Here is a 20,049-nt window from a genome sequence, read left to right as displayed (position 1 = left end):
TACACATGTTGAAAAGGCTTAAGTCATTTCTATTTAAAATGGTGTTGATATTGCTGATCGCCCCAGTCGTTTTGGTTGGTTTGGTGAAATATGTCGATCCACCAATATGGGGGTGGAAGTTAAGCCGTATTGTTGCCCCACCAAAGAACTATCCAGACAGCAGCCAACACGAATGGGTATCCTTGTCGCGTATTTCAAAAAATATGCAGTTAGCGGTGATTGCGACCGAAGATCAAAAATTCCCTCATCATTATGGTGTCGATTTCGAATCGCTATTCGACGTGATTTCCGAGGCTGGTAATAATGGTCCGTCGAGAGGCGCGAGCACTATTACCCAACAGGCTGCGAAAAATGTGTTTTTGTTTCCTTCTCACTCCTACGTTCGCAAGGCTTACGAGCTTTACTTTGCCTTACTGATGGAGCTGATGTGGAGTAAAGAGCGTATTCTAGAAGTGTATCTAAATGTGGTTGAATTTGGTCCCGGTATTTACGGAGCCGAAGCAGCGGCGCAGAATTACTTTGGTGTCAGTGCAAAGCAACTCTCGAAGTGGCAAGCAGCGCGTTTAGCCGTTGTGTTGCCAAACCCATATCGAATCAAAGTCTACCCACAAAGTGAGTACACTGCTCGCCGCACAAGATGGGCGATGAATCAAATGAGCAATCTTGGCAGCGTGCAACTTTAACTCCCTCAATCTATTGCACTTAAATAGAACTACGCCCCTATATCAATAAAATGTGAAGCGTCACAAGCTTTAGGGCGTAGCCTTTCAGAATGATGTGCTCAGTTTTTCATCCATTTACTATTAGTGTGAATAAAAATACAACACGAATACTGCGCCTATGCGCAACCAATGGACTGAACGATGAAACTGAATCTGATTACGACTACCTTATTGCTTGCATCGGCAAGTGCCATCGCCGAGCCAAACATCACCATTTCGACCACGACCAACAGCCGTGACTTTCCTTTAAATGCAGAGCAGCCTTTGGTTGTGCCCTTAACCAAAGATGGATACACGCTCAAAATTACGGGTGTTGAAGGCGACTGTGTCGCGCCTGATGGCCAGAAGGTCAAATTCAATAAACCTATCGCGCTGAACTGCGGAAAGCCAACGGAACTGCCGTTAAAAATCCGCTTTACTGGCGATTACTCTTTTGCTTTTGATGCGGAAGCGAAAACACTGCGCTTCAAGCGTGAACCTAAGAAAGCCGCGAAGACAGAATTCAAACGCCCAATCCCACAAGTGCAATGTGAGGTTTATCAAGGCGGCGAAGTCACCATTGCGCTGGGTGACAGTTTCCCCGATGGCACCAAGTTGCGTGATGCTTACTCTGGGCAAATGGTCGAAGTAAAAGATCAGCAAGTATCGCTGACGCCAAGCAAAGATTCAGGCGGGTTGGTGCTACTAGAGCCAGTGAAGAAAACCAAAGAAGCAGTATCGTTTGATTATCGCAATGCCAACATTTACTTCGTGATGGTCGACCGTTTCAAGAATGCTGATACGAGCAATGACAACAGCTATGGACGCAAGAAAGACGGCAAAGAAGAGATCGGCACCTTCCACGGCGGTGATCTAAAAGGCGTGATCGAAAAGCTAGATTACATCAAGAGCCTAGGTACAGATGCGATTTGGTTGTCGCCAATCGTTGAACAAGTGCACGGCTTTGTTGGCGGCGGCGATAGCGGCTCATTCCCATTCTACGCTTACCACGGTTACTGGACGCGTGACTTTACCAAGATTGATGAGAACTTCGGTAACGAAGCTGATCTGAAAAAGCTGGTGGAAGAGGCACACAAACGTGGCCTTAAAGTCTTGATGGACGCAGTAATCAACCACACCGGTTACTCAACGTTAGCCGATTTGCAATTTGACGGTATTGAGGTGTTAAAACCAAACGCTGATTTACCGAATAAGTGGGGTGACTGGCAACCAAAAGCGGGTGAAAATTGGCATAGCTATCACCAGAATATTGATTACCAGAGTCCAAACTGGTCGAAATGGTGGGGCGGTGACTGGGTAAGAACAGGTCTACCGGGATACCCAGCTCCGGGCAGCAGTGATATCACTATGTCATTGGCGGGTTTACCTGACTTTATCACCGAATCAGACAAAGCCGTGAAGCCCGCGCAGTGGCTATTGGATAACCCTGGTACTCGCGTAGAGGCGCGCGACAATTACACCGTCTCGGACTACCTAATTGAGTGGCAAACTGATTGGGTGAAACGCTTTGGCATTGATGGTTACCGTGTCGATACGGTGAAGCACGTTGAAGGCGATGTGTGGAAACGCTTGAAAGAAGAGGCTTCAAGCAGCCTTGAGCAGTGGCGTAAAGAGAACGGTAAGTCAGGTCAGCCATTCTGGATGATGGGTGAAGTATGGGGACATACCGCTTATCGCAGCCCTTACTTTGACGATGGCTTTGATGCGTTGATTAACTTCGACATGCAGAAGAAATTAGATAAAGGCGCGGCGTGTTTCAGCCAAATGGCAGACACTTACCAAAGCTATGCGGACACTATCGCCAATGAGAAAGACTTTAACCCTGTGAGCTACATGTCTTCTCACGATACCGAGCTGTTCTTCTCTCGCTTCAAAGATTACGGTATGCAGCGTAACGCCGCGAATGCACTGCTTCTGAGTCCTGGTGCTGTTCAGGTTTATTATGGTGATGAAGTTGGTCGTAACATTGGTCCTTACGCGGACGATTTCCACCAAGGCACTCGTTCTGACATGGTATGGAAGCTATCTGATGAGAAGCAAGCGCTGCTCAAACACTGGCAAACTCTTGGTCAGTTCCGTAAAGCGCACCCAGCGATTGGTGCGGGTCAGCATCAAGTAATTGAACAAGAAGGCGCGTACGTGTTCTCTCGCTCGCTTGGCAATGACAAAGTCGTTGTGGCGTTTGTGGGTCGCGACAAGTAGTTAGAACTTCGTTTTAAGCCTAGATAGAAAAAGCCCTTCCTTGAGTTATCAGGGAAGGGCTTTGTTGTATTAGTTCGCCAGTTCTTGGTCGATGACTTTTTCTAGCTCGTCAAACGGCACATAGCCAGGAATGACTTGATCATTAATGATCAACGCAGGCGTGCCGCGTAAACCAAGTTGCGTGAAATACTGATAGTTTTTATCAAGCAACGCCTTGGTCTCTTTGTCGTCGACAAGCTGTGCTTCTGTCCCCGTTTTTTTTGCGATTTGATTTAAGGAACGTGCGTCATGTGCGCCCGGTTTTTTCACCAATAACTCATGCACTTGTTCGTATTTATCTCGCTGGTTTTGCCAAACATTTAATGCGTAACTTGCCGAGTTGTAACCGTTCTTCTCGTATTGTTCTTTAAAAGAGACATTGAGGTTAAGCACTTTTACCTGCGGATATTCCTTACCAACTTTGACCAGCTCTCCTTCTAAACGTTTACAAAAAGGGCAGCTGTAGTCTGTTACGTTAATAATGGTTAACTCAGGGTTTTCAGCACCAAAAGAGGAATGTTTGCCATCACTTAGATATTGACGAACCTCCTTCAAGGTGTCGCCAAATGACTGTTGATACGCAATGTACTCTTGAAGGTTTTGGTGCAATGAATCAAGAATTTGAGGGTTATCTTTTAGTATCTGATTAACTTCCTCTAGCTTTTGTTCTGCGGTCTTTTCTGATGCGAAAGATACGGCAGATACGATAGCCATCGTTAACGCCAAAAGTGTACGAGTGAATGTCATAATATTTCCTAAAACTTTTAAATTTCGTTGTTTGTTATGTGAAGTGAATAAAATATGTACAAAAGTCAGGCAGAAAGGTCTCTCGCCTTGCTGGCTTTATTCTCTAAACACGCAAAGTTTTAGGTGAACCCGATACTTTTCCGGTATCGGTTCTGTGTATTCCAGATAACGAATTGCTGTGGTTGTCATCGGCAGCGCCACAATCAAAGCAAACAGAAAAAATGGAATAAGAATATGATCAAACTGATGTTGGTACGCTTGAACCAGCTTTTCTGAAAGGTCGCAAGATGGTGATAAATTCACACTCTCATCTTGCTGACTCTGTATTTGGTGAGCCTTCGGGCAGCTTTTCGAGAAACCAGAATTTTGGCTTAAGCATATCATCACCACCCAAAGCACGAGGGCGAGTGTCCATTTGGCTATTTTATATTGTGAGCGTAACAATGGGTCGTATAGTCCTGTTAATTCTGGTTTATGCCGTTTACATATGACCGGGCCATCCTAACCTAAATTTCGTGGCTGAATGTTACTTTCGAGTTAATCGATATTGCCTCAATGCCAAAGTATGAAGTACGTCATGAATGTTGTAGAAAGCAATATTCGTCAGAATCATTTGTTGAGTTGATGAAGAAGTCGTGAGCTATCGATATAGATTAAAATACCTAATTGTTGGCACAAATTTTTATTATCTTTCAATTGTGATTGGAATCATAAAACAAAACTTCATAACTGAGTCGCGATAATGTTCGGCAGGCGGATTGATTTTGATCATCTCTCTAGCACATTATTCAGGTGAACATATGTGTTAAGTTCCACATGTGTAGGTAATGTTATGAAAATTCCTGTTCAAACTGAGCGTAAAGTTACACTGGGGTGCTACGTTGCTCTGGCGTTTGCGGTTGTGTTCTTTTCTGGCCTGATGCAATCTAGCGAATGGTACGGTGTATTCGATTTTACAACGCTCAATGGCTCTTTCGGCAAGGTGGCGTATGGTGTCACCGAAACGGCTGACGGTGTGCAAGTTGCAACAACGTCGCTTCGCGGTACTGGTGGTAGCGGTGCTCGCGACGGTTTCATTTTCGCACTTACTTTGATTCCAACTGTTATGTTCGCCTTAGGTATGATCAACGTACTTGAGCACTACGGTGCACTTGAAGCAGCTCGTAAGCTTCTTACTCCTCTTCTACGTCCTCTAATGGGCATCCCTGGTAACTCTGGTCTGGCTTTAATTGCTTCTCTACAAAGTACCGATGCAGGTGCGGCAATGACGCGTCAGCTAAAAGATGAAGGTCACCTAACTAAGCGTGAAACGGACGTATTTACCATGTTCCAGTTCACTGCAGGTGCAACCATCGTGAACTTCTTCTCATCGGGTGCTGTGCTGTTCACACTGACGATGGCTGACGGCTCTCTAGCAGTAACGTCTTCTATTGGTTTAGCAGTTGTGGTGATGTTCGCATTTAAGATCATCGGCGCGAACCTGTTCCGTATCTACCTGAACATGACGGAAGGTAAAGAAGACAAGCAAGACCAAAACAAATCAGAGAACTTAAAAGAGGAGACGGCATAATGGGTGACGTTAAAGCGAAAAAACCAATGGTGACGGATATCTTCGTCGAAGGTGCTAAGAAAGGTTGGGTGATTGCGACTACCTCTACGGTGCCTAACGTATTGATGGCATTTGTTATCATCAAGGCGCTACAAATCACTGGCGCGCTGGATCTGATGGGCACGGTGTTCTCTCCAATCATGGCGGTGTTTGGTCTTCCGGGTGAAGCTGCAGCGGTATTGATCGGTGCTTGGATGTCGATGGGTGGCGCAGTGGGTGTGGTTATCACGCTGTTTGACCAAGGTATCCTTAACGGCACGCACATTGCGATTCTTGCACCTGCTATCTACCTAATGGGCTCTCAAGTTCAGTACATGGGTCGTATCATGGGGCCAATCGGTACTGAAGGTCGTTACATCCCAGTTATGATTGCAATCTCAGTATTGAACGCATTTGGCGCAATGCTGGTGATGAATCTGTTTGTCTAGGAGTGAGTCATGCAATTCTCTCTAAATGAATATCTAGAAGAGCTACGTCCGCTGATTAATGTGGATTGTGGCACTTACACGACTGATGGTATCGAGTTTATCGCTTCTCAATTTGAAGAGAAGTACCAAGCGATGTCAGGTTGGAGCGTAAAACGCATCGACTGTGGCAAAGCGGGCATCGGTCTTGAAGTTCGAAACAAGCCGGAAGCTGAGCAAATCGATGTGATGCTGATTGGTCACATGGATACTGTGTTCCCTGTGGGTACCGCTGAGCTTCGACCAATGTCTCAAGATGCAGAAAAAGCCTACGGTCCGGGCGTCTCGGACATGAAATCTGGCTTGCTGAACATCGTATACGCGATGCGCAATCTAGACCAAGCGGTGTTGGATAAGTTGTCTATGGCTATCTGCATGAACCCAGATGAAGAGACTGGCTCTCTGGACTCTGTGGATTGGATTCAATCAGTTGCGAAAAACGCTAAGAATGTACTGGTTGCAGAAGCCGCACGTGTAGACGGTGGTTTAGTGAAAGCGCGTAAAGGCATGGCTCGCTACAAAATGACCTTTAATGGCGTTGCTGCTCACGCAGGTAACGAGCCAGAGAATGGCCACAGCGCAATCACTGAGATGGCGAATTGGATTCTGGCTGTCAATGCAATGACCAACTTTGAATCTGGTACTACGCTGAACGTCGGCATTGTTTCTGGCGGCAACGGTGCGAACATCGTCCCTGATCACGCTGAAGCGATCGTGGATGTGCGTTTCTGGAACAACGAAGAATACGATGATGTCGATAGCAAGCTAAATGGCATGCTGGAAACACCATTCGTTGATGGCGTGAGCATTGAGTTGGTTCGTGAAGCTTATAAGCCTTCTATGGTGCCAAGCCCACAAACAGAAAGCCTGATGATGCTAGTTGAAGAAGCGGCAAGTGAACTGGCTATCGACATCAATTGGAAAGAAGTCGGTGGTGGCTCTGATGCAAACAACACGGCTATTCTTGGTGTTCCAACTTTGGATGGTCTAGGACCTATCGGTGCGGGCTTCCACAGCGATCAAGAGTACTTGTTGCTTGAGTCTATTGAACCACGTATCAAAATGTTGATACGTGTACTGGAGACGATTGTTCAATAAGGCATTCTGCTTCTAAAGCTTGGCTCCCAAAGCTTTTGGTTTCAAAACTTTTGTTTTCCAAGACTTTTTGTTTTCCAAGACTTTTTGTTTCCAAGGCAATAATCCCCGGACTTCGGTTTGGGGATTTTTCTATCTGTGTTTCACTTTACTATCATTTCTTGTTATTAATCTTGCGTTCAGGTTCGATTTATTAATATGTTGGACATAGTCATAAATTTCGGAGGCAACGATGAGCACAACAATGTCTGTAAAATCGGCGCCGAAAGACGCCAAAGATCAAACGATGCAAGCGCCAGATGAGAAAACATTCTGGCGAAAAATGAAAGGGTCGGTTAAGAAAGCGGGTGAAGAAATTGCCGTAATGGGCATTAAATCATGGCTCGCGATGACAGATTCCAACACCGCCGTTCGCCACAAGGCTATACTAGGTGGCGCGCTGGCTTACTTCGTCCTACCAACAGATATGGTGCCAGACGTACTAACTGGCGTCGGTTTTACCGATGACATGGCAGCACTTACCTTAGCCGCTAACTCAGTCGGTAATGCCATCACTAAAGAACACGAAGCACAAGCCAGAGAAAAACTGAATTCGATGGTGGAGTAGGTATGGCCCATCAAACATGTTCTATGTTTGGTTTAGCGCAAACAAGAAATTGTTATTTTTAACATTTACTCAAAGCACACGAGCTCGTCACAATACGTTTTTCCGTAGTAGATTTGCTCGATTTGAAAGGGTACTTTCAGATTCAAGTTTTTATCTAAGAGAAACCTTTCATGTACATGTATACGCCAGATATTATTGGTATGCTAACTTTGAACGGAAAACCGTTGTCATCTCAATTAGTGGTCCTCCGAGTCGATGTGCGTGGAACCATTCATGAGTTTCAAACTATTACTGATGCTAACGGATCGTTTGCCTTCCCTGCATTGGAAGAGCATGAGTCTCAAGACTTATTGAACTTAGATCAGAAATACGTGCTCGTTTTCTTGAAGACTCATCTAGCAAATGGAGAAGAGGTGACGATATGGGAGTCTTGAATTGATGGTTATGAGACTTATGAGTTTGCTAGAGAAAATATGGGAAATTTGAATTGTGAAGTAACCAATGAAGTTTACTACTTCGCTTTTTCTTATTTTGGAAATGGTGAAGATGATACTTATGTGTACAGTCAGTGCAAACTAACTGGTTATGTAGAATCAGGAGTATACGAAAGTTAAGTAGTGAATTACTTTAGAGAAATATTCTGCGAATTAGCACTTTGATTGATATGTTTAAACTTGATTGAGGCGTGCAGGTATAGCTTTTGCTTTTAAAGAACTTTGAGTTTAATAATCATCACAATCATAAACTCTATGAAAAGTGTCTTTTATATAAAAATCCATTTAAATTGCAGTTGCTAATAACCATTAGATCTCCAGCATTATCTAGATTGATATTCTTGAAAAAGTATCGAAACTCGGTATCTTCAAGCTCACAGTAAAGATTACTTAAGTTGTCCTCTATAAATATAGGTGGTGAAACGTAGTTTAACTGAGACTCCCAAATATATTTCTTTTCTTCATTTATATAGGTATATATTCCGATATATGAATATGTTTGATTCAAAGCTGATTCTTTGAACCTTTGAGAATGTATGACTGGTTTAAAGTGAAATTCACCTAACTCATTAGTACTTGAACTCCTTTTGTAATTATTTTTTAAAAAATTAGCTTCTAAGTAAACCGTTACATTTTCTAGAGGTCTTTGATCAAGAACTAAAGTACCTTTTACCTCTGGGCTTAATGTATATTTAAATTTCTTAAAAAAATCGAACATACTTTCGTTGAAACCTAATGCAAGTATTGGAAATGAGAAAATGAATAAAAAAAGACTATTTTTAAACATAAAATTATGATGTATGTATCTTAGTACCAACTTAATTATCAGACTACTATCTATCGCGATTTGGTTTTGAACTTTAATTTGATAATGGAATTTGTATCTCTATATGATGAAAATGTTCCTTATATCATTTTCAAAGTGATAAACATAGGCGAGTTATCTTAACGCTCTAGATGAGCTAATATAGAATCTAACTACTTTCTAACTACTTACCGATTAGTAATTGAAACAACCTCGGGGGACGAGAATTTTATCTAAACCTTTTTGACTTCGGGTTAATTGGAAATAAAAAACCACCTTAGAGTAAGGTGGTTTTTGCTTAGACAGGATAATTTAACTTGGAAGGGTTTAAGCTTCCGCGCGTTTCAGGTGCACTTCTTCTTCGGCTACGCCTGCCATTGGGTCGTTGAAGCGAGCTTCATCCAATGCACCCTCTGATTTTGCAACGATGACGGTTACTGCACTGTCACCAGTGATATTTACTGCGGTACGAATCATATCAAGAAGACGGTCAACACCCATGATGAGCGCGATACCTTCAAGCGGCAGACCAACTTGGTTCAATACCATAGCAAGCATGACAAGACCCACACCAGGAACACCTGCGGTACCGATAGACGCCAGAGTTGCCGTCATGATAACCATTAGGTAATCGCCCATAGTTAAATCAATATTGAAAGCTTGAGCAATAAACGCAGTTGCTACGCCCTGCATGATCGCCGTACCGTCCATGTTCACGGTTGCACCAAGTGGTACTGTGAACGATGATACACGGTTCTCAACACCCATGCGGTGCTTTGCTGTTTCCATTGTCACTGGAATCGTCGCGTTCGATGATGCTGTAGAAAAAGCAAACATGATCGCGTCTTCCATCTTACGTAGGAACGTAATTGGGTTTAGACCTGTGAAACCTTTTAACATTAAGCTGTAAGTAACTAGACCGTGTAGGACAAGCGTACCAGCCAGTACTAAGAAGTACTCTGCCAGATTGACGATCGCGCCCAGACCAAGACCAGTAAATAGCTTCGCCATTAAGAAGAACACCCCATAAGGCGCCAAGTTCATCAAAATCGCGACCAGTTTCATGATCACTTCATTCAGATCAGAGAAGAATGCTGCGATGCGTTCGCCTGGTTTACCCGCTGCACTGATCGCGATACCGAATAGCACGGCGAACACGATAACTTGCAGAGTTTTACCTTCTGCCATTGCGCTGATTGGGTTGGTCGGGAACATATCGATGATCACCTGACCTAAAGATGGCGCTTCGGCTGATTTGAATGAACTTGCTGCCGTTAGATCTGCCCCTGCCCCTGGCTGGAATAGAGTACCCATAGTTAGAGCAAGCGTAATCGCGATAGCCGTTGTCGTAACGTAGAAAGCGAGGGTTTTACCGCCCATGCGACCCAGTGTAGAGAGGTCTTTGAGAGAGCTAGTACCACAAACTAACGAAACAAATACTAGCGGTACAACAAGCATTTTTAAGCTGGCAACGAAGATCTGTCCACCAACTTCGAATAATCCATTAACAATGTATGCGTCGACAAATCCGTTGTCGGCAAAAAGTGTGCGAATTGCAAATCCTGTCAAGATACCCGCAACCATACCTAAAATTACGCGGCTGGTAAGCGACATCGGTTTCTTGGTATTCATGAGAACACTCCTTATAGTTATGCACCTTGAGTTCACTTCAAAGCGGCGAGCAGATTAGCAGCGGAGTGAGAAAATACGAAAGAATAATCCTCTAAATGGTTAATAGATGTGAACTTTATCACTAATAAAAATGGGATTTTAACCAAATATTAACGAATTGGCCGGATGAAAAGTTTGTATTTTAACACTTTTATCGAATATACAACCGATAACAAAGAGGATTTACAATAAATTTTAATAAGAGATAGAGTGCATACTCTCTTTGAGTGGATGCATTTCTGCATAACTATTTAAGTTATATTCAGGCTAGCGGTCGCTTCTTTAGGGATAATTTAGTATTGAGTGTTCATCAGAGCCAACGAACCCTTTATGCTTTCATATTTGTCAACTCAATGATGGTTGGCAAGTGTAGTTAGTTGGAGGTGATCCCAGCTCCAATAACTTTGACTGGTATTTTTAATCCCTCCAACCCAATAGCATTGTTTCGCTCGTATTAAGCCTTCCAAACACTGCTTGCCAGCCTCAGTGATACGGACGCTTTGTTCCCACCAGTGCCTTTCACGTGACTCAATCGTGATCAAACGTGTTTGACACTGTGCTAGAGGGAGGAGTAACGCGTAAAACATCACGTCTCCTAGGTAAGGAAGAGGTTCTAGTTGTTGATATTGCTCAAACCAATCTTTGATGGGAATTGAACGATTTTGCGAGCTCAAGACCTTTAGTGCGAGGTGTTGTGTCAAGCTCAATCCAGTTTGTGAATTAGGTAACTCTTGCAAATGGCGTTTAAGCACGTTGAATATATTGGGCAAGCAATCCAGGTTATGCTGCTGAATCAAATTAACTATGGAAATAGGTGTCGGTGATGTAATAGCGTGCCAACACCGTTTAGCCTGACTGAATAATTTTGCTGTCACAGGTTTACGGTATCGCCAACAAGAACGAATAGCTTCTTCAGGCAACTGCCCAAAGCCGATGAATCGTTCAGTGCCCGGGAACTGGTTCAACTCAATGATCTCTATCACTTTATTCTCTACATTCTCTAACTGTGTTAGAGCACGAATTAGCATCAATTGATCATAACTGTCATGTTCGACCCAAAAGACGATTCGTTCAAATACATCACTTTGCAACAGATCGAGGTTTGATTGTTCCAATGTGACTATATCTTGAACCGAGTCTTCACGCTTCATCACAGGCAGCAGAGTCTCTACGACATATTGGGCACGAATGGCAAGGAAGTTCTGCGGTGTTGCTGGTATGGGGCCAATACAAAGCGGATCGATCAGGGCTAAAAATGTCCCTTCAAATCCACTGGTTTTAAGCTGTTGTTGTATATCGTGACCGCAACGAACGTGTAGCGTTTTTACTTTCGCATCTAGGGGCGGTTTTTGTTGTTTGATGGCTAGTTTGTGCGCTTCTAGCTCTTCGACATGAGCTTTTAGTTTACTCCAACTGGATAAGCCAAGTTCTCTTGCGAGTGCATGTTGAACGTCAGCCAATTGAATTGTATTGGGAGCCAAAGATTCTGGTTTGGAGTGAAATCGCTTAACTAACTCCAACATGGCGTCATCGTATAGGCGGATAGCTTTGAGCCTTTTTTTAGCAATGGATTTTTGCTGATTGATATTGATCGAGAAGCTATTTGTAGAGTTCATATTTCACCTTTCTTATTTCTTCCACACTCGCCTATATAGAAGCTAAAAAGAAGGTAAAAACAGATTGTGCCTGCTAAACCAAGCAGGTGAGGATATTGCCGTGAACCGAGTTCTTTCCGCGAGTGTTGGGTGCTTTAGGCATGAGCAGAGTGATAGTAGGTGGTCGCTATCCTTCGTGCAACCTTTTGTGAGAGTGTAGCGTCACAAAATGGCCGTTTCTCTATATTTAGGGAGAATCAATAGCCGATAACACTAGCGATTCAACTCAATACCACTGTTGCTAGACTCGAGTTTCTACACTTTTGAGTAAAGTACGATAAAGCGCTTGAGTCGCAGGACCACTTTTGGCTCCTTTGGGCAAAGTGAGGTGCAGCGCAACTTGATATTGATGGGAGTGTTCGATCTCCAATACGTTAATTTTATCGCTCTTGCGGGTTGCGACTAAGTGCGCTGGTAGCCGACAAAATCCAGCGCCTTGCTCTACGGCGTGAAAAGCGTGGTCGAAGTTATCGACGGTAATACGCTGACGTGCGCGTAACCAACCCACATCTCTTTTCGTTTTGTCTGAATCACCTAAGTCACGGATGACAATTTGGCTGGTGGTTGCAAAATCGTCGATGGAAACATGCGGCTTTTTAGCGAGTGGATGGTGTGCTGCGATTACAGGCAGCATGGTTGTTACGCCAAATGCTTCGGCAGGGTAGTTGGTTATCGGTAAGTTGATGATTGCGATGTCAGCGAGCTCATTTACGACCATTTCGGTTGTTTTGCTCAGTGACGTTTCAACCACTTGAACGGAGGTCGTGTTGTTGTCCTCCAAAAATTGACTGAGTGGTGCATAAAGCCAACAAGGGTCACAAAGATGATCTATTGCGACCGTGATTTGAGATTCCACCCCACTTTTTAACTGCTCGCTGATGACTTCTAGTTCCCGCGCTTGTTCAAGCATGGATTGTGCACGACGCAGTATGGTTTTGCCGTGCTCTGTCAAACCCGCTTTGCGCCCTCGTACTTCGATAAGTTGAATACCAAGTTGGTCTTCTAACTTCCTCACCGAGTAGTTCAATGTGGTATGGCTCTTGTTGAGCAGTAAAGCTGCGGATTGAATGCTGCCTTCTTGATTAATCGCTTGTAGCGTTTGCCATTGTTCTAAGGTCGTTTTTAGTCTCATGAGTCAATTTTTTAGACAGTTAATGGCGAAATTATGAACTTTTCTGTCAGTTTTATAAAGGTAATAATCTTGTCATCGAAAACGAGTCAATAAGAAGAGGAGACTCAAGATGGCGAAATTATTGCAAGTTGATTTTGAATTTCATGGTCCGTTTGGTGACGAGATGTCGAATGCTCTGGTCGACTTAGCTAAGTCGATTAACCCAGAGCCGGGCATGATTTGGAAAATCTGGACGGAAAGCGAAAAAGACAAACTCGGTGGTGGTATCTATCTTTTTGAAGATGAAGCCACGGCGCAAGCTTATCTCGAAATGCATGCCGCACGCTTACGAAAAATGGGCGTAGTCGAAGTACGAGGTCAAATTTTCGATATCAATGTGCCGTTAACTACGCTCAATCAAGGGCCTATTAGAGGATAAGGAGATGATGACCAACCGCACTTTTCTAACCGTTCATGGTGTCGTATATACGGTATTCGCTTTTGCGTTGTTTTTTGTACCAACCATAATGTGGCCGATCTATGGAGTACAAATTAACGACCAGTACGCGCTGTTTTTATCGCAGCATACTTCGATCTTTTTAGGTGGAATCGCTGCGGTGCGTTTGATGTTACGTAATGTGGAATCAGGGCATACCGCGAAACAGCTGTTTAAAGCATTATTGATTACTAATGGCTTAGGGGCAGTGATTACTACCTATGCCGGCATTATCGGAGTATTTGTCGGTTTTGGTTGGAGTGACCCAATATTCTTTGTCTTGCTTAGTTTGATTACGTACAAGCAATTAAGAGTGCAATAGAAAAAGCCCTGCTGTTTCTAGCAGGGCTTTGTCATATTTGGTTTAATTAGCGATCTAAATTCAAGTTATGATTCGCTTTTGTACGCGTAGTTATAGTAGCCGTATCCATAGCCGTATGAGTTAGATGCTTTTTTCTCAACTGCATTGAGAATCACCCCTTTAACTTCAACGCCTGATTGCTCGAAGCGACCACGTGCTACCTCAATTTCTTTCAATGTCGTTTGGTCGAAGCGAGCTACCATCAATGTGGTGCCAGCAAGTGCACCAACGATGCTTGGATCCGTTACTGCAAGTACAGGCGGTGTATCGATGATGATTAGATCGTATTCTTTTGATACTTGTTCTACAAATTCAACAAATCGTGGATGCATCAAAAGCTCTGATGGATTTGGTGGTACTTGACCACGAGTAACCACATCCAAGTTTTCAACTTGACTTGGCTTGATTGCGGTTGCTCGATCAATTTTTCCACTTAGTAAGTCAGATAACCCTTGCTCTGCTGTGAGGCCAAAACATTGCTGTAAATAACCTTTTCGCATGTCAGCATCCACCAAAAGGACTTTTTGACCCGTTTTAGCCGCAACTGCAGCAAAGTTGGTTGATACGAACGTCTTACCAATGGAAGGCGCTGGGCCTGAAATCATTAAGACATTGTTTTTGGCTTCCAACATTGCGAAGTGTAAGCTGGTTCGAAGTCCACGTAGTGCTTCAATTGATAGATCTGCTGGATTGGCATTTGCTAAAAGAAGTAAGTCTTTGTTGTTTTTACGTTTTAGCTTGTTCGCAACTTCCAATTGTTGTGCCGATTTTGGAACACTTGCATATACAGATATTCCAGTTTGCTCAATTACATCAGGAGAAGTCACTCCACGATGAAACGCGGTTTTTACCAGAACAAATGCGACAGCTACCATGCCTCCTAGAAGAGTAGCCAAAACTACAATCAAAGGTTTTTTCGGTTTAATAGGAATTGCGTAAGATTGTGCGTTGTCAATAATACGCACATTACCTACGGTGCCAGCTTTTATGATATTTAGCTCTTGAACTTTATTCAAAAGTTGGATGTAGATTTGCTGGTTTACTTCGACATCACGAGTCATACGCAAGACTTCGCGCTGTGTTTTTGGCAGTTTTTGAACTTGTTTGTTAAGACGCTCTTTCTCTTGTAGTAATGTCTGACGTTTGTCTAACAGCGATTTATAAGCTGGGTGGTCTTGGGTGAATTTTTGACTGATTTCACTTTCTTTAAATGTTAGCTCATTAAGTTGGGCTTCAAGTGCCACCATCACTTTTAGAGTAGATTGTGCTTCGAGATTTAAATCGATAGATTCGTTTTCTTGTCTAAAACTGTTCAATGTATCTTCTGAAATAGTTAGCTTGTCCTTAATCTCGGGTAAATGACCTTTAAGGAAGTTGAGGCTCTGCTCAGCTTCAGCTGAGTTTCTTCTAACATTCTGCAAAAAATAGTTTTGAACAACATCATTTAAAACAAGCTGATTGTGGTCTGGGTATTCACCTTCAATACTTAGAGATACAATACCTGTTTGGCTACCTCTCTCTGAAATAGAAAGTTGTGAGGCTAACTTGTTGATAGCATCTAACTTGCTTATTTTACTTATTGTAAAAGTATCTTCATTTTGAGCATTGAGCTGGTTCACTTTTACACGATAGCCATTCATCTCAATTAGTTGACCAACTGAACCAGAAAGTACCATTTGGTCTTCAAGCATCAAGCTGAATTGACCTTTCTCGGTGTCTGTAGCAATCAGTTGATGAGATAATCCTTTAGCCGTTCGAGGTACTTCAAACGTGGTCAAAGAAATGTAGTTTTGAGTACCGTTGATTCGTGCTAGACCTTTACCAACAAAAGGTAAGTAATCAGGAGTGGCAATGGTTGTTAAGTTAAACTTATCAACGGTATCGCCAAGAATCATTCTCGATTTAATTATTTCAATTTCTGTAGTTGCAGATGATTCGGCAGAAAAGAGTTCTCCCATGTCACCGACCATCGCCGAAATACCACCTGAACTTTTCTTTTCGATTTGTATTAACGCGTCGGCTTTGTAAATCGGAGTTGATAGCAACGCGACCGCGATACCTAATGTTGCAAAAAAGAGTGTAATACTGATGATAAACCATTTCGCGTCTATCAATATGCCGAAGAGCTTGCCTAGGTCGATCTCATCATCAGCAAGAGCAGATGGTTGTATTGTTTGGTTAGCCATTATTTTTTAATTTCGCCAAGTGATCTGAATTTATATTTTTTTTGCCCATGCATGAGCAGCATTTTCAATCAGAGATAATGCATGCTCAAAGGCTTCTCTACTCTGTCTGTATGGATCTGGAATATCCACGGAACCTATCCAGTGACCAAATAACATTGCTTTACCTCTAGCCTCTGGTACCAGCTCCGTCAAAGCATCGATATGACCTTGTTCCATCACCAATATTAGGTCTTGTTTTGCGCACAACTTAGCGGTTAGCTGCTGCGCTTTGTGGTCTAGCAGGTAGATACCACGTTCTGACGCGACAAGTCTGGCGGTTTCATCTGCTGGCTTTCCGGTTAGGCGACTTTTTTCTACGGCAATACCCGCCGAAGAAATCTGTTTATCTGGGAGTAGTTGCTGTAGTAACCGCTCTCCTGTGGGAGAGCGACAAATATTACCTACACACACGACAAGAATGTTCGAAAACATGTTTTGCTCCTTATAGACAACGTTTGAATGACTTGTTTGTGTTCAAACAAGCCCTTCAGAATGCTTTTTCTATGGCCAAGTCCTGACTCGAAGGACGCCTTCTGTAAGTTCATTGAAGCCTGAGATGGTAGGTACTAGTTGTGCAATAACGCGATTCCAACGACTGATAGGCGCCGCAGTGACATAAACGATGTCATACGGTTTCAGAGCAAATTCAGTACCAATAACGAGCGCTGCCGCATCGGAGACATCAAGTTGATATATGTCGCCCAGTGAACCTGCGTCTTGTGACCTCCTAATTACGAATACACCTGTCGCATCCGCTGATATCTGATTAATACCGCCAACGTTGCTCAGAGCTTCCGTAAGGCTCATGCCAGCGCGATCTATTTTCAGTAGTTTAGGATCGTTAACTTCACCCATAACGAAAACCTTTTGTGAATCATTTCTTGGCACATGGATGATATCACCTGGTTGAAGTAGCCTATTTTCAGTGAGGTCGCCTTCTTGCATCAGCGCATAAAGAGATATGTTTTCAACTATGCCGTTTCTTGTCAGTGTTACATTTTTCCAGTCGGCGTTTTCGGCTAATCCACCTGCACGGTTAATTGCATCTAACAAGGTGAGTGGGATGTTGGTGATTGGTTGTTGTCCAGGATTACTTACTTCACCAGTAATGTAGGATTTTTTCGAACGAAAAGCTGCTACGCTGACATCCACTTGAGGACTTTCTATGTACTTTGCTAATCGGCGAGAAATATCAGCACGAATTTGACGAACGTTTTTACCCGCAACTTCAACAATACCTATATATGGATAGAAGATAGTACCATCAGCATGTACCCAATTCCCCGCTTCAGCAGAGCTGCGATAAGAACCAGCAGGAATAGTTAGTTCTGGGTGATCCCAAATAGTAATGTTTAGTATATCTCCAGGGCCAACCTCATACTCATAAGCGCTAAGTTGGCGATCTAGTTCAGGGTTGGATTTGGCTTCTATCCCCAAACTTTTAAGTTCAGATACTTTATCAAGTGTAAGTGGAAAAACATTGAAATCAGAAGTGCGACTAACATTGCTGTCTTCGACGAAGTTTTTTCCATCTGTGGAAAGGTGACTACCGGGTACAGTACATCCAGAAAGAAGTACTGAGGAAAGCACTAAACTAGCTAGCTTTTTATGTTTGAAATTCATGTTTTTTCATTCATCTGACGTAAAGAGCGAGTTGCTGGTAGCAACATTCTTTTCCAGAAAAGACTTCACAACATAACCTTATAAGCACCATCTTCTTCTATTTATAAAGCGCTCAATAAGGGATTGATTGCATCTGGAGGCATGAACTCTAATGAATTTCAATGGTTAGAGCAATAGACAGTAATGCAGCAAGTGTCCAAATAAATATCGTATTTTTATGTTTTCACTTACAAGATTTCATATTGCGGATAAAAAACTTGTTCAATTAGCTCAAATTTTGTTTATTAGCTCTATATATAGTGTTTTCTTTCTAAAATACAACCAAGAAAATTTACCGACTAATTATCTCGTTGTATTAAATAGGATTATTAAAAATGTGACTCATATCTCGTTTTTTTGTTTTGTTGTCTTTCGACATGGTCACTTCTTCGCTAACCCCTTCCCATTCAAATACGGAAGGATGTGCGGACGTGATTCGCCAGCCAGTTTACTGGTGACTTCTTGCGACCAAGTACTCTGTTTTTGATTGCTCGAACGGTTTGCATAGTAGTTTTGCATAGTTTGGTCATACGTCTGAATATCATCCAAGTTTAGGTCTTGATACTGATTCTCATGCACCACGACATGCTTAGGTAGGCGAGGTTTTACTTCAGGGGCTTGATCTGGATGACCAAGACACATACCAAATAAAATGGCAGTATTTTTGGGTAAACCTAATAATTCGTCTACTTTTTGGGCATTGTTTCGTAAACCACCAATATACACACCTCCTAGTCCCATCGACTCCGCCGCAAGCAAGCAATTTTGTGCCATGATGCCCGAGTCTACAGCGCCTATTAGCGTTAACTCGGTAAAGTCAGCTTGAACATCTGGGTTGATACTGGCGTGGCGTTGGTAATCAATGCAAAACACCAAAAACTCAGCCGCGCTTTCAACGTACCCTTGATTTCCGGCATATTGAGCTAATAGCGTACGTTTTTCTTTGTCGGTCACGCGGATAATTGAAACGACTTGCAACATGCTTGATGAGGACGCCGCAAGGCCGGCTTGAAGAATGGCATCTAATTGTTCGCTCTCAATCGGTTGTGAGGTGAATTTTCGAATTGAGCGGTGATTGAGAATTGTTTGAATCGTGCTGTTCATGGTGACTTAACATCCCCTGTTACGTTAAAGGCTGAAGACTCACCTTAGCGACATTTGATGAGTCGGTAAACTATCTCAAAAGAAAAACAATGCTTGGTGCATAAGTGTGAAGACGAATCGAGAATACACCACTCGTTCTGTTTGAGAGCGTATATACTGTTTTTAGAATCAATAATTTAAATGCAGTGGAAAATATGAAAGAACTCATTGTTCATACAGTTACGGTGTTTATGGGCTTCTTTGCCATCATGAACCCTATCGCCAATATTCCCATCTTTTTGAGTTTAACTGCTGATGAAGATAAAGAAACCATCCGTTCCATTGCGCTCCGCTCGGTTTTTATTGCATTTATTATCATCGCGATATTTTCTATTGCCGGTAAGTTAATTTTTGATTTGTTTGGTATCACGCTTTATGCATTGCGAATAACAGGCGGCATTTTGGTGTTTTTGATAGGTTTTAACATGCTTCAAGGTGATTCGACGCATCAGAAAACCAAAGAGAAGGCGTATTCACCAGCTCAGCAACGGGCGGCATTGAGTATTGCAGTGTCTCCACTGGCGATGCCAATATTAGCTGGGCCTGGAACGATTGCTACCGCGATGAACTTTGCGACAGCGGGTGGTTTCGATCAAACCATTATTACTATCGTTTCTTTCGCTGTCCTCTGTGTGATCACCTATGTACTGTTTTTATTTGGAGACAAATTGGTCAAAGCGGTTGGACCAAGTGCTCTAAATGTTGTGACTAAAATGATGGGCTTAATTCTAGCGGTTATTGGTACTCAAATGTTCATTGATGGCGCGGGCGAAGCCTATAAAACGGTTTTCTCCTAGATTTCTCTTAGACTTTGCCACCTTGGTTAAGCCCGCAATTACATTTCTAACGGGTACGGATTTTTTGAACTTTAGTTTTCATTTTCTAAGAGAGAAATAAATAGACTTCACCTATTTCAATAATAAGAATATTCAATTGTTGTG

Annotated in this window: 20 protein-coding genes; 10 read left to right on the top strand and 10 right to left on the bottom strand. The window is 42.9% G+C overall.

Annotated features, from left to right (window positions below; translation table 11 throughout):
- The first annotated feature begins 5 nt into the window (after positions 1–5).
- Complete coding sequence (gene mtgA, locus R7O13_RS07215) at positions 6–683, top strand: monofunctional biosynthetic peptidoglycan transglycosylase (RefSeq protein WP_318303405.1); 678 nt, start codon at positions 6–8, stop codon at positions 681–683.
- A gap of 180 nt (positions 684–863) precedes the next feature.
- The gene (locus tag R7O13_RS07210; protein WP_318303403.1) at positions 864–2,924 is read left to right on the top strand and encodes an alpha-amylase; all 2,061 of its coding nucleotides are present in this window, start codon (positions 864–866) and stop codon (positions 2,922–2,924) included.
- A gap of 69 nt (positions 2,925–2,993) precedes the next feature.
- Here the strand turns inward: R7O13_RS07210 and R7O13_RS07205 are convergent, their stop codons facing one another.
- Both R7O13_RS07205 and R7O13_RS07200 read right to left on the bottom strand, forming a co-directional pair.
- A complete protein-coding gene (locus R7O13_RS07205; protein WP_005384623.1) occupies positions 2,994–3,710 on the bottom strand; it encodes a DsbA family protein in 717 nt (238 codons plus the stop codon).
- Positions 3,711–3,806: 96 nt separating this feature from the next.
- Positions 3,807–4,094, bottom strand: coding sequence for a hypothetical protein (locus tag R7O13_RS07200; protein ID WP_049872671.1), 288 nt, complete (start codon positions 4,092–4,094; stop codon positions 3,807–3,809).
- A 448-nt stretch (positions 4,095–4,542) separates the two neighbouring features.
- Here R7O13_RS07200 and R7O13_RS07195 point away from each other — a divergent pair, with 448 nt between their 5' ends.
- From R7O13_RS07195 to R7O13_RS07175, 5 genes are all read left to right on the top strand, one after another.
- Positions 4,543–5,280: a nucleoside recognition domain-containing protein gene (locus R7O13_RS07195; protein WP_005374846.1), complete on the top strand. Its 738-nt coding sequence runs from the start codon at positions 4,543–4,545 to the stop codon at positions 5,278–5,280.
- Positions 5,280–5,747, top strand: coding sequence for a YjiG family protein (locus R7O13_RS07190; RefSeq protein ID WP_005374849.1), 468 nt, complete (start codon positions 5,280–5,282; stop codon positions 5,745–5,747). Before R7O13_RS07195 ends, R7O13_RS07190 begins: the two co-directional genes overlap by 1 nt.
- Positions 5,748–5,756: 9 nt before the next feature.
- On the top strand, positions 5,757–6,881 hold the full coding sequence (locus R7O13_RS07185; RefSeq protein WP_318303401.1) for a M20 family metallopeptidase: 1,125 nt from the start codon (positions 5,757–5,759) through the stop codon (positions 6,879–6,881).
- Positions 6,882–7,110: 229 nt separating this feature from the next.
- Entirely contained in the window at positions 7,111–7,485 is a 375-nt protein-coding gene (locus R7O13_RS07180) for a YkvA family protein (RefSeq protein ID WP_318303399.1), read from the top strand.
- A gap of 170 nt (positions 7,486–7,655) precedes the next feature.
- Positions 7,656–7,919, top strand: coding sequence for a DUF6795 domain-containing protein (locus R7O13_RS07175; protein ID WP_082240197.1), 264 nt, complete (start codon positions 7,656–7,658; stop codon positions 7,917–7,919).
- 313 nt (positions 7,920–8,232) lie between these two features.
- Here R7O13_RS07175 and R7O13_RS07170 read toward each other — a convergent pair whose 3' ends face one another.
- From R7O13_RS07170 to R7O13_RS07155, 4 genes are all read right to left on the bottom strand, one after another.
- Positions 8,233–8,697, bottom strand: a complete 465-nt coding sequence (locus tag R7O13_RS07170; RefSeq protein WP_242014585.1) for a DUF6795 domain-containing protein — start codon at positions 8,695–8,697, stop codon at positions 8,233–8,235.
- Positions 8,698–9,111: 414 nt separating this feature from the next.
- Positions 9,112–10,416, bottom strand: coding sequence for a dicarboxylate/amino acid:cation symporter (locus R7O13_RS07165; protein WP_054576578.1), 1,305 nt, complete (start codon positions 10,414–10,416; stop codon positions 9,112–9,114).
- Between the two features lie 389 nt (positions 10,417–10,805).
- Complete coding sequence (locus R7O13_RS07160; RefSeq protein ID WP_318303396.1) at positions 10,806–12,071, bottom strand: DUF1835 domain-containing protein; 1,266 nt, start codon at positions 12,069–12,071, stop codon at positions 10,806–10,808.
- 280 nt (positions 12,072–12,351) lie between these two features.
- Complete coding sequence (locus R7O13_RS07155; protein WP_318303395.1) at positions 12,352–13,242, bottom strand: LysR family transcriptional regulator; 891 nt, start codon at positions 13,240–13,242, stop codon at positions 12,352–12,354.
- Positions 13,243–13,351: 109 nt separating this feature from the next.
- Here R7O13_RS07155 and R7O13_RS07150 point away from each other — a divergent pair, with 109 nt between their 5' ends.
- Together R7O13_RS07150 and R7O13_RS07145 are read left to right on the top strand one after the other, a co-directional pair.
- Positions 13,352–13,660: a monooxygenase gene (locus R7O13_RS07150; RefSeq protein ID WP_318303393.1), complete on the top strand. Its 309-nt coding sequence runs from the start codon at positions 13,352–13,354 to the stop codon at positions 13,658–13,660.
- 7 nt (positions 13,661–13,667) lie between these two features.
- Positions 13,668–14,039 (top strand): hypothetical protein, encoded by a 372-nt coding sequence (locus R7O13_RS07145; RefSeq protein WP_318303539.1) that lies wholly within the window; start codon positions 13,668–13,670, stop codon positions 14,037–14,039.
- A 65-nt stretch (positions 14,040–14,104) separates the two neighbouring features.
- Here the strand turns inward: R7O13_RS07145 and R7O13_RS07140 are convergent, their stop codons facing one another.
- The 4 genes from R7O13_RS07140 to nfsA all read right to left on the bottom strand — a co-directional run bounded on the left by R7O13_RS07140 (position 14,105) and on the right by nfsA (position 19,069).
- Positions 14,105–16,264: a polysaccharide biosynthesis tyrosine autokinase gene (locus R7O13_RS07140; protein ID WP_318303391.1), complete on the bottom strand. Its 2,160-nt coding sequence runs from the start codon at positions 16,262–16,264 to the stop codon at positions 14,105–14,107.
- A 30-nt stretch (positions 16,265–16,294) separates the two neighbouring features.
- Complete coding sequence (locus R7O13_RS07135) at positions 16,295–16,735, bottom strand: low molecular weight protein-tyrosine-phosphatase (RefSeq protein WP_064376871.1); 441 nt, start codon at positions 16,733–16,735, stop codon at positions 16,295–16,297.
- Between the two features lie 69 nt (positions 16,736–16,804).
- Entirely contained in the window at positions 16,805–17,926 is a 1,122-nt protein-coding gene (locus R7O13_RS07130; protein ID WP_318303389.1) for a polysaccharide export protein, read from the bottom strand.
- A 420-nt stretch (positions 17,927–18,346) separates the two neighbouring features.
- Entirely contained in the window at positions 18,347–19,069 is a 723-nt protein-coding gene (nfsA, locus tag R7O13_RS07125) for an oxygen-insensitive NADPH nitroreductase (RefSeq protein WP_033906672.1), read from the bottom strand.
- A gap of 194 nt (positions 19,070–19,263) precedes the next feature.
- Between nfsA and R7O13_RS07120 the strand changes: the two genes are divergently transcribed.
- Positions 19,264–19,905 (top strand): MarC family protein, encoded by a 642-nt coding sequence (locus R7O13_RS07120; protein ID WP_005374889.1) that lies wholly within the window; start codon positions 19,264–19,266, stop codon positions 19,903–19,905.
- Positions 19,906–20,049 lie beyond the last annotated feature (144 nt).

Source organism: Vibrio sp. Y176 (assembly GCF_033438945.1).
The sequence above is the reverse complement of the archived record's forward strand: the minus strand, read 5'-3'. Positions and strand labels throughout refer to the sequence as shown.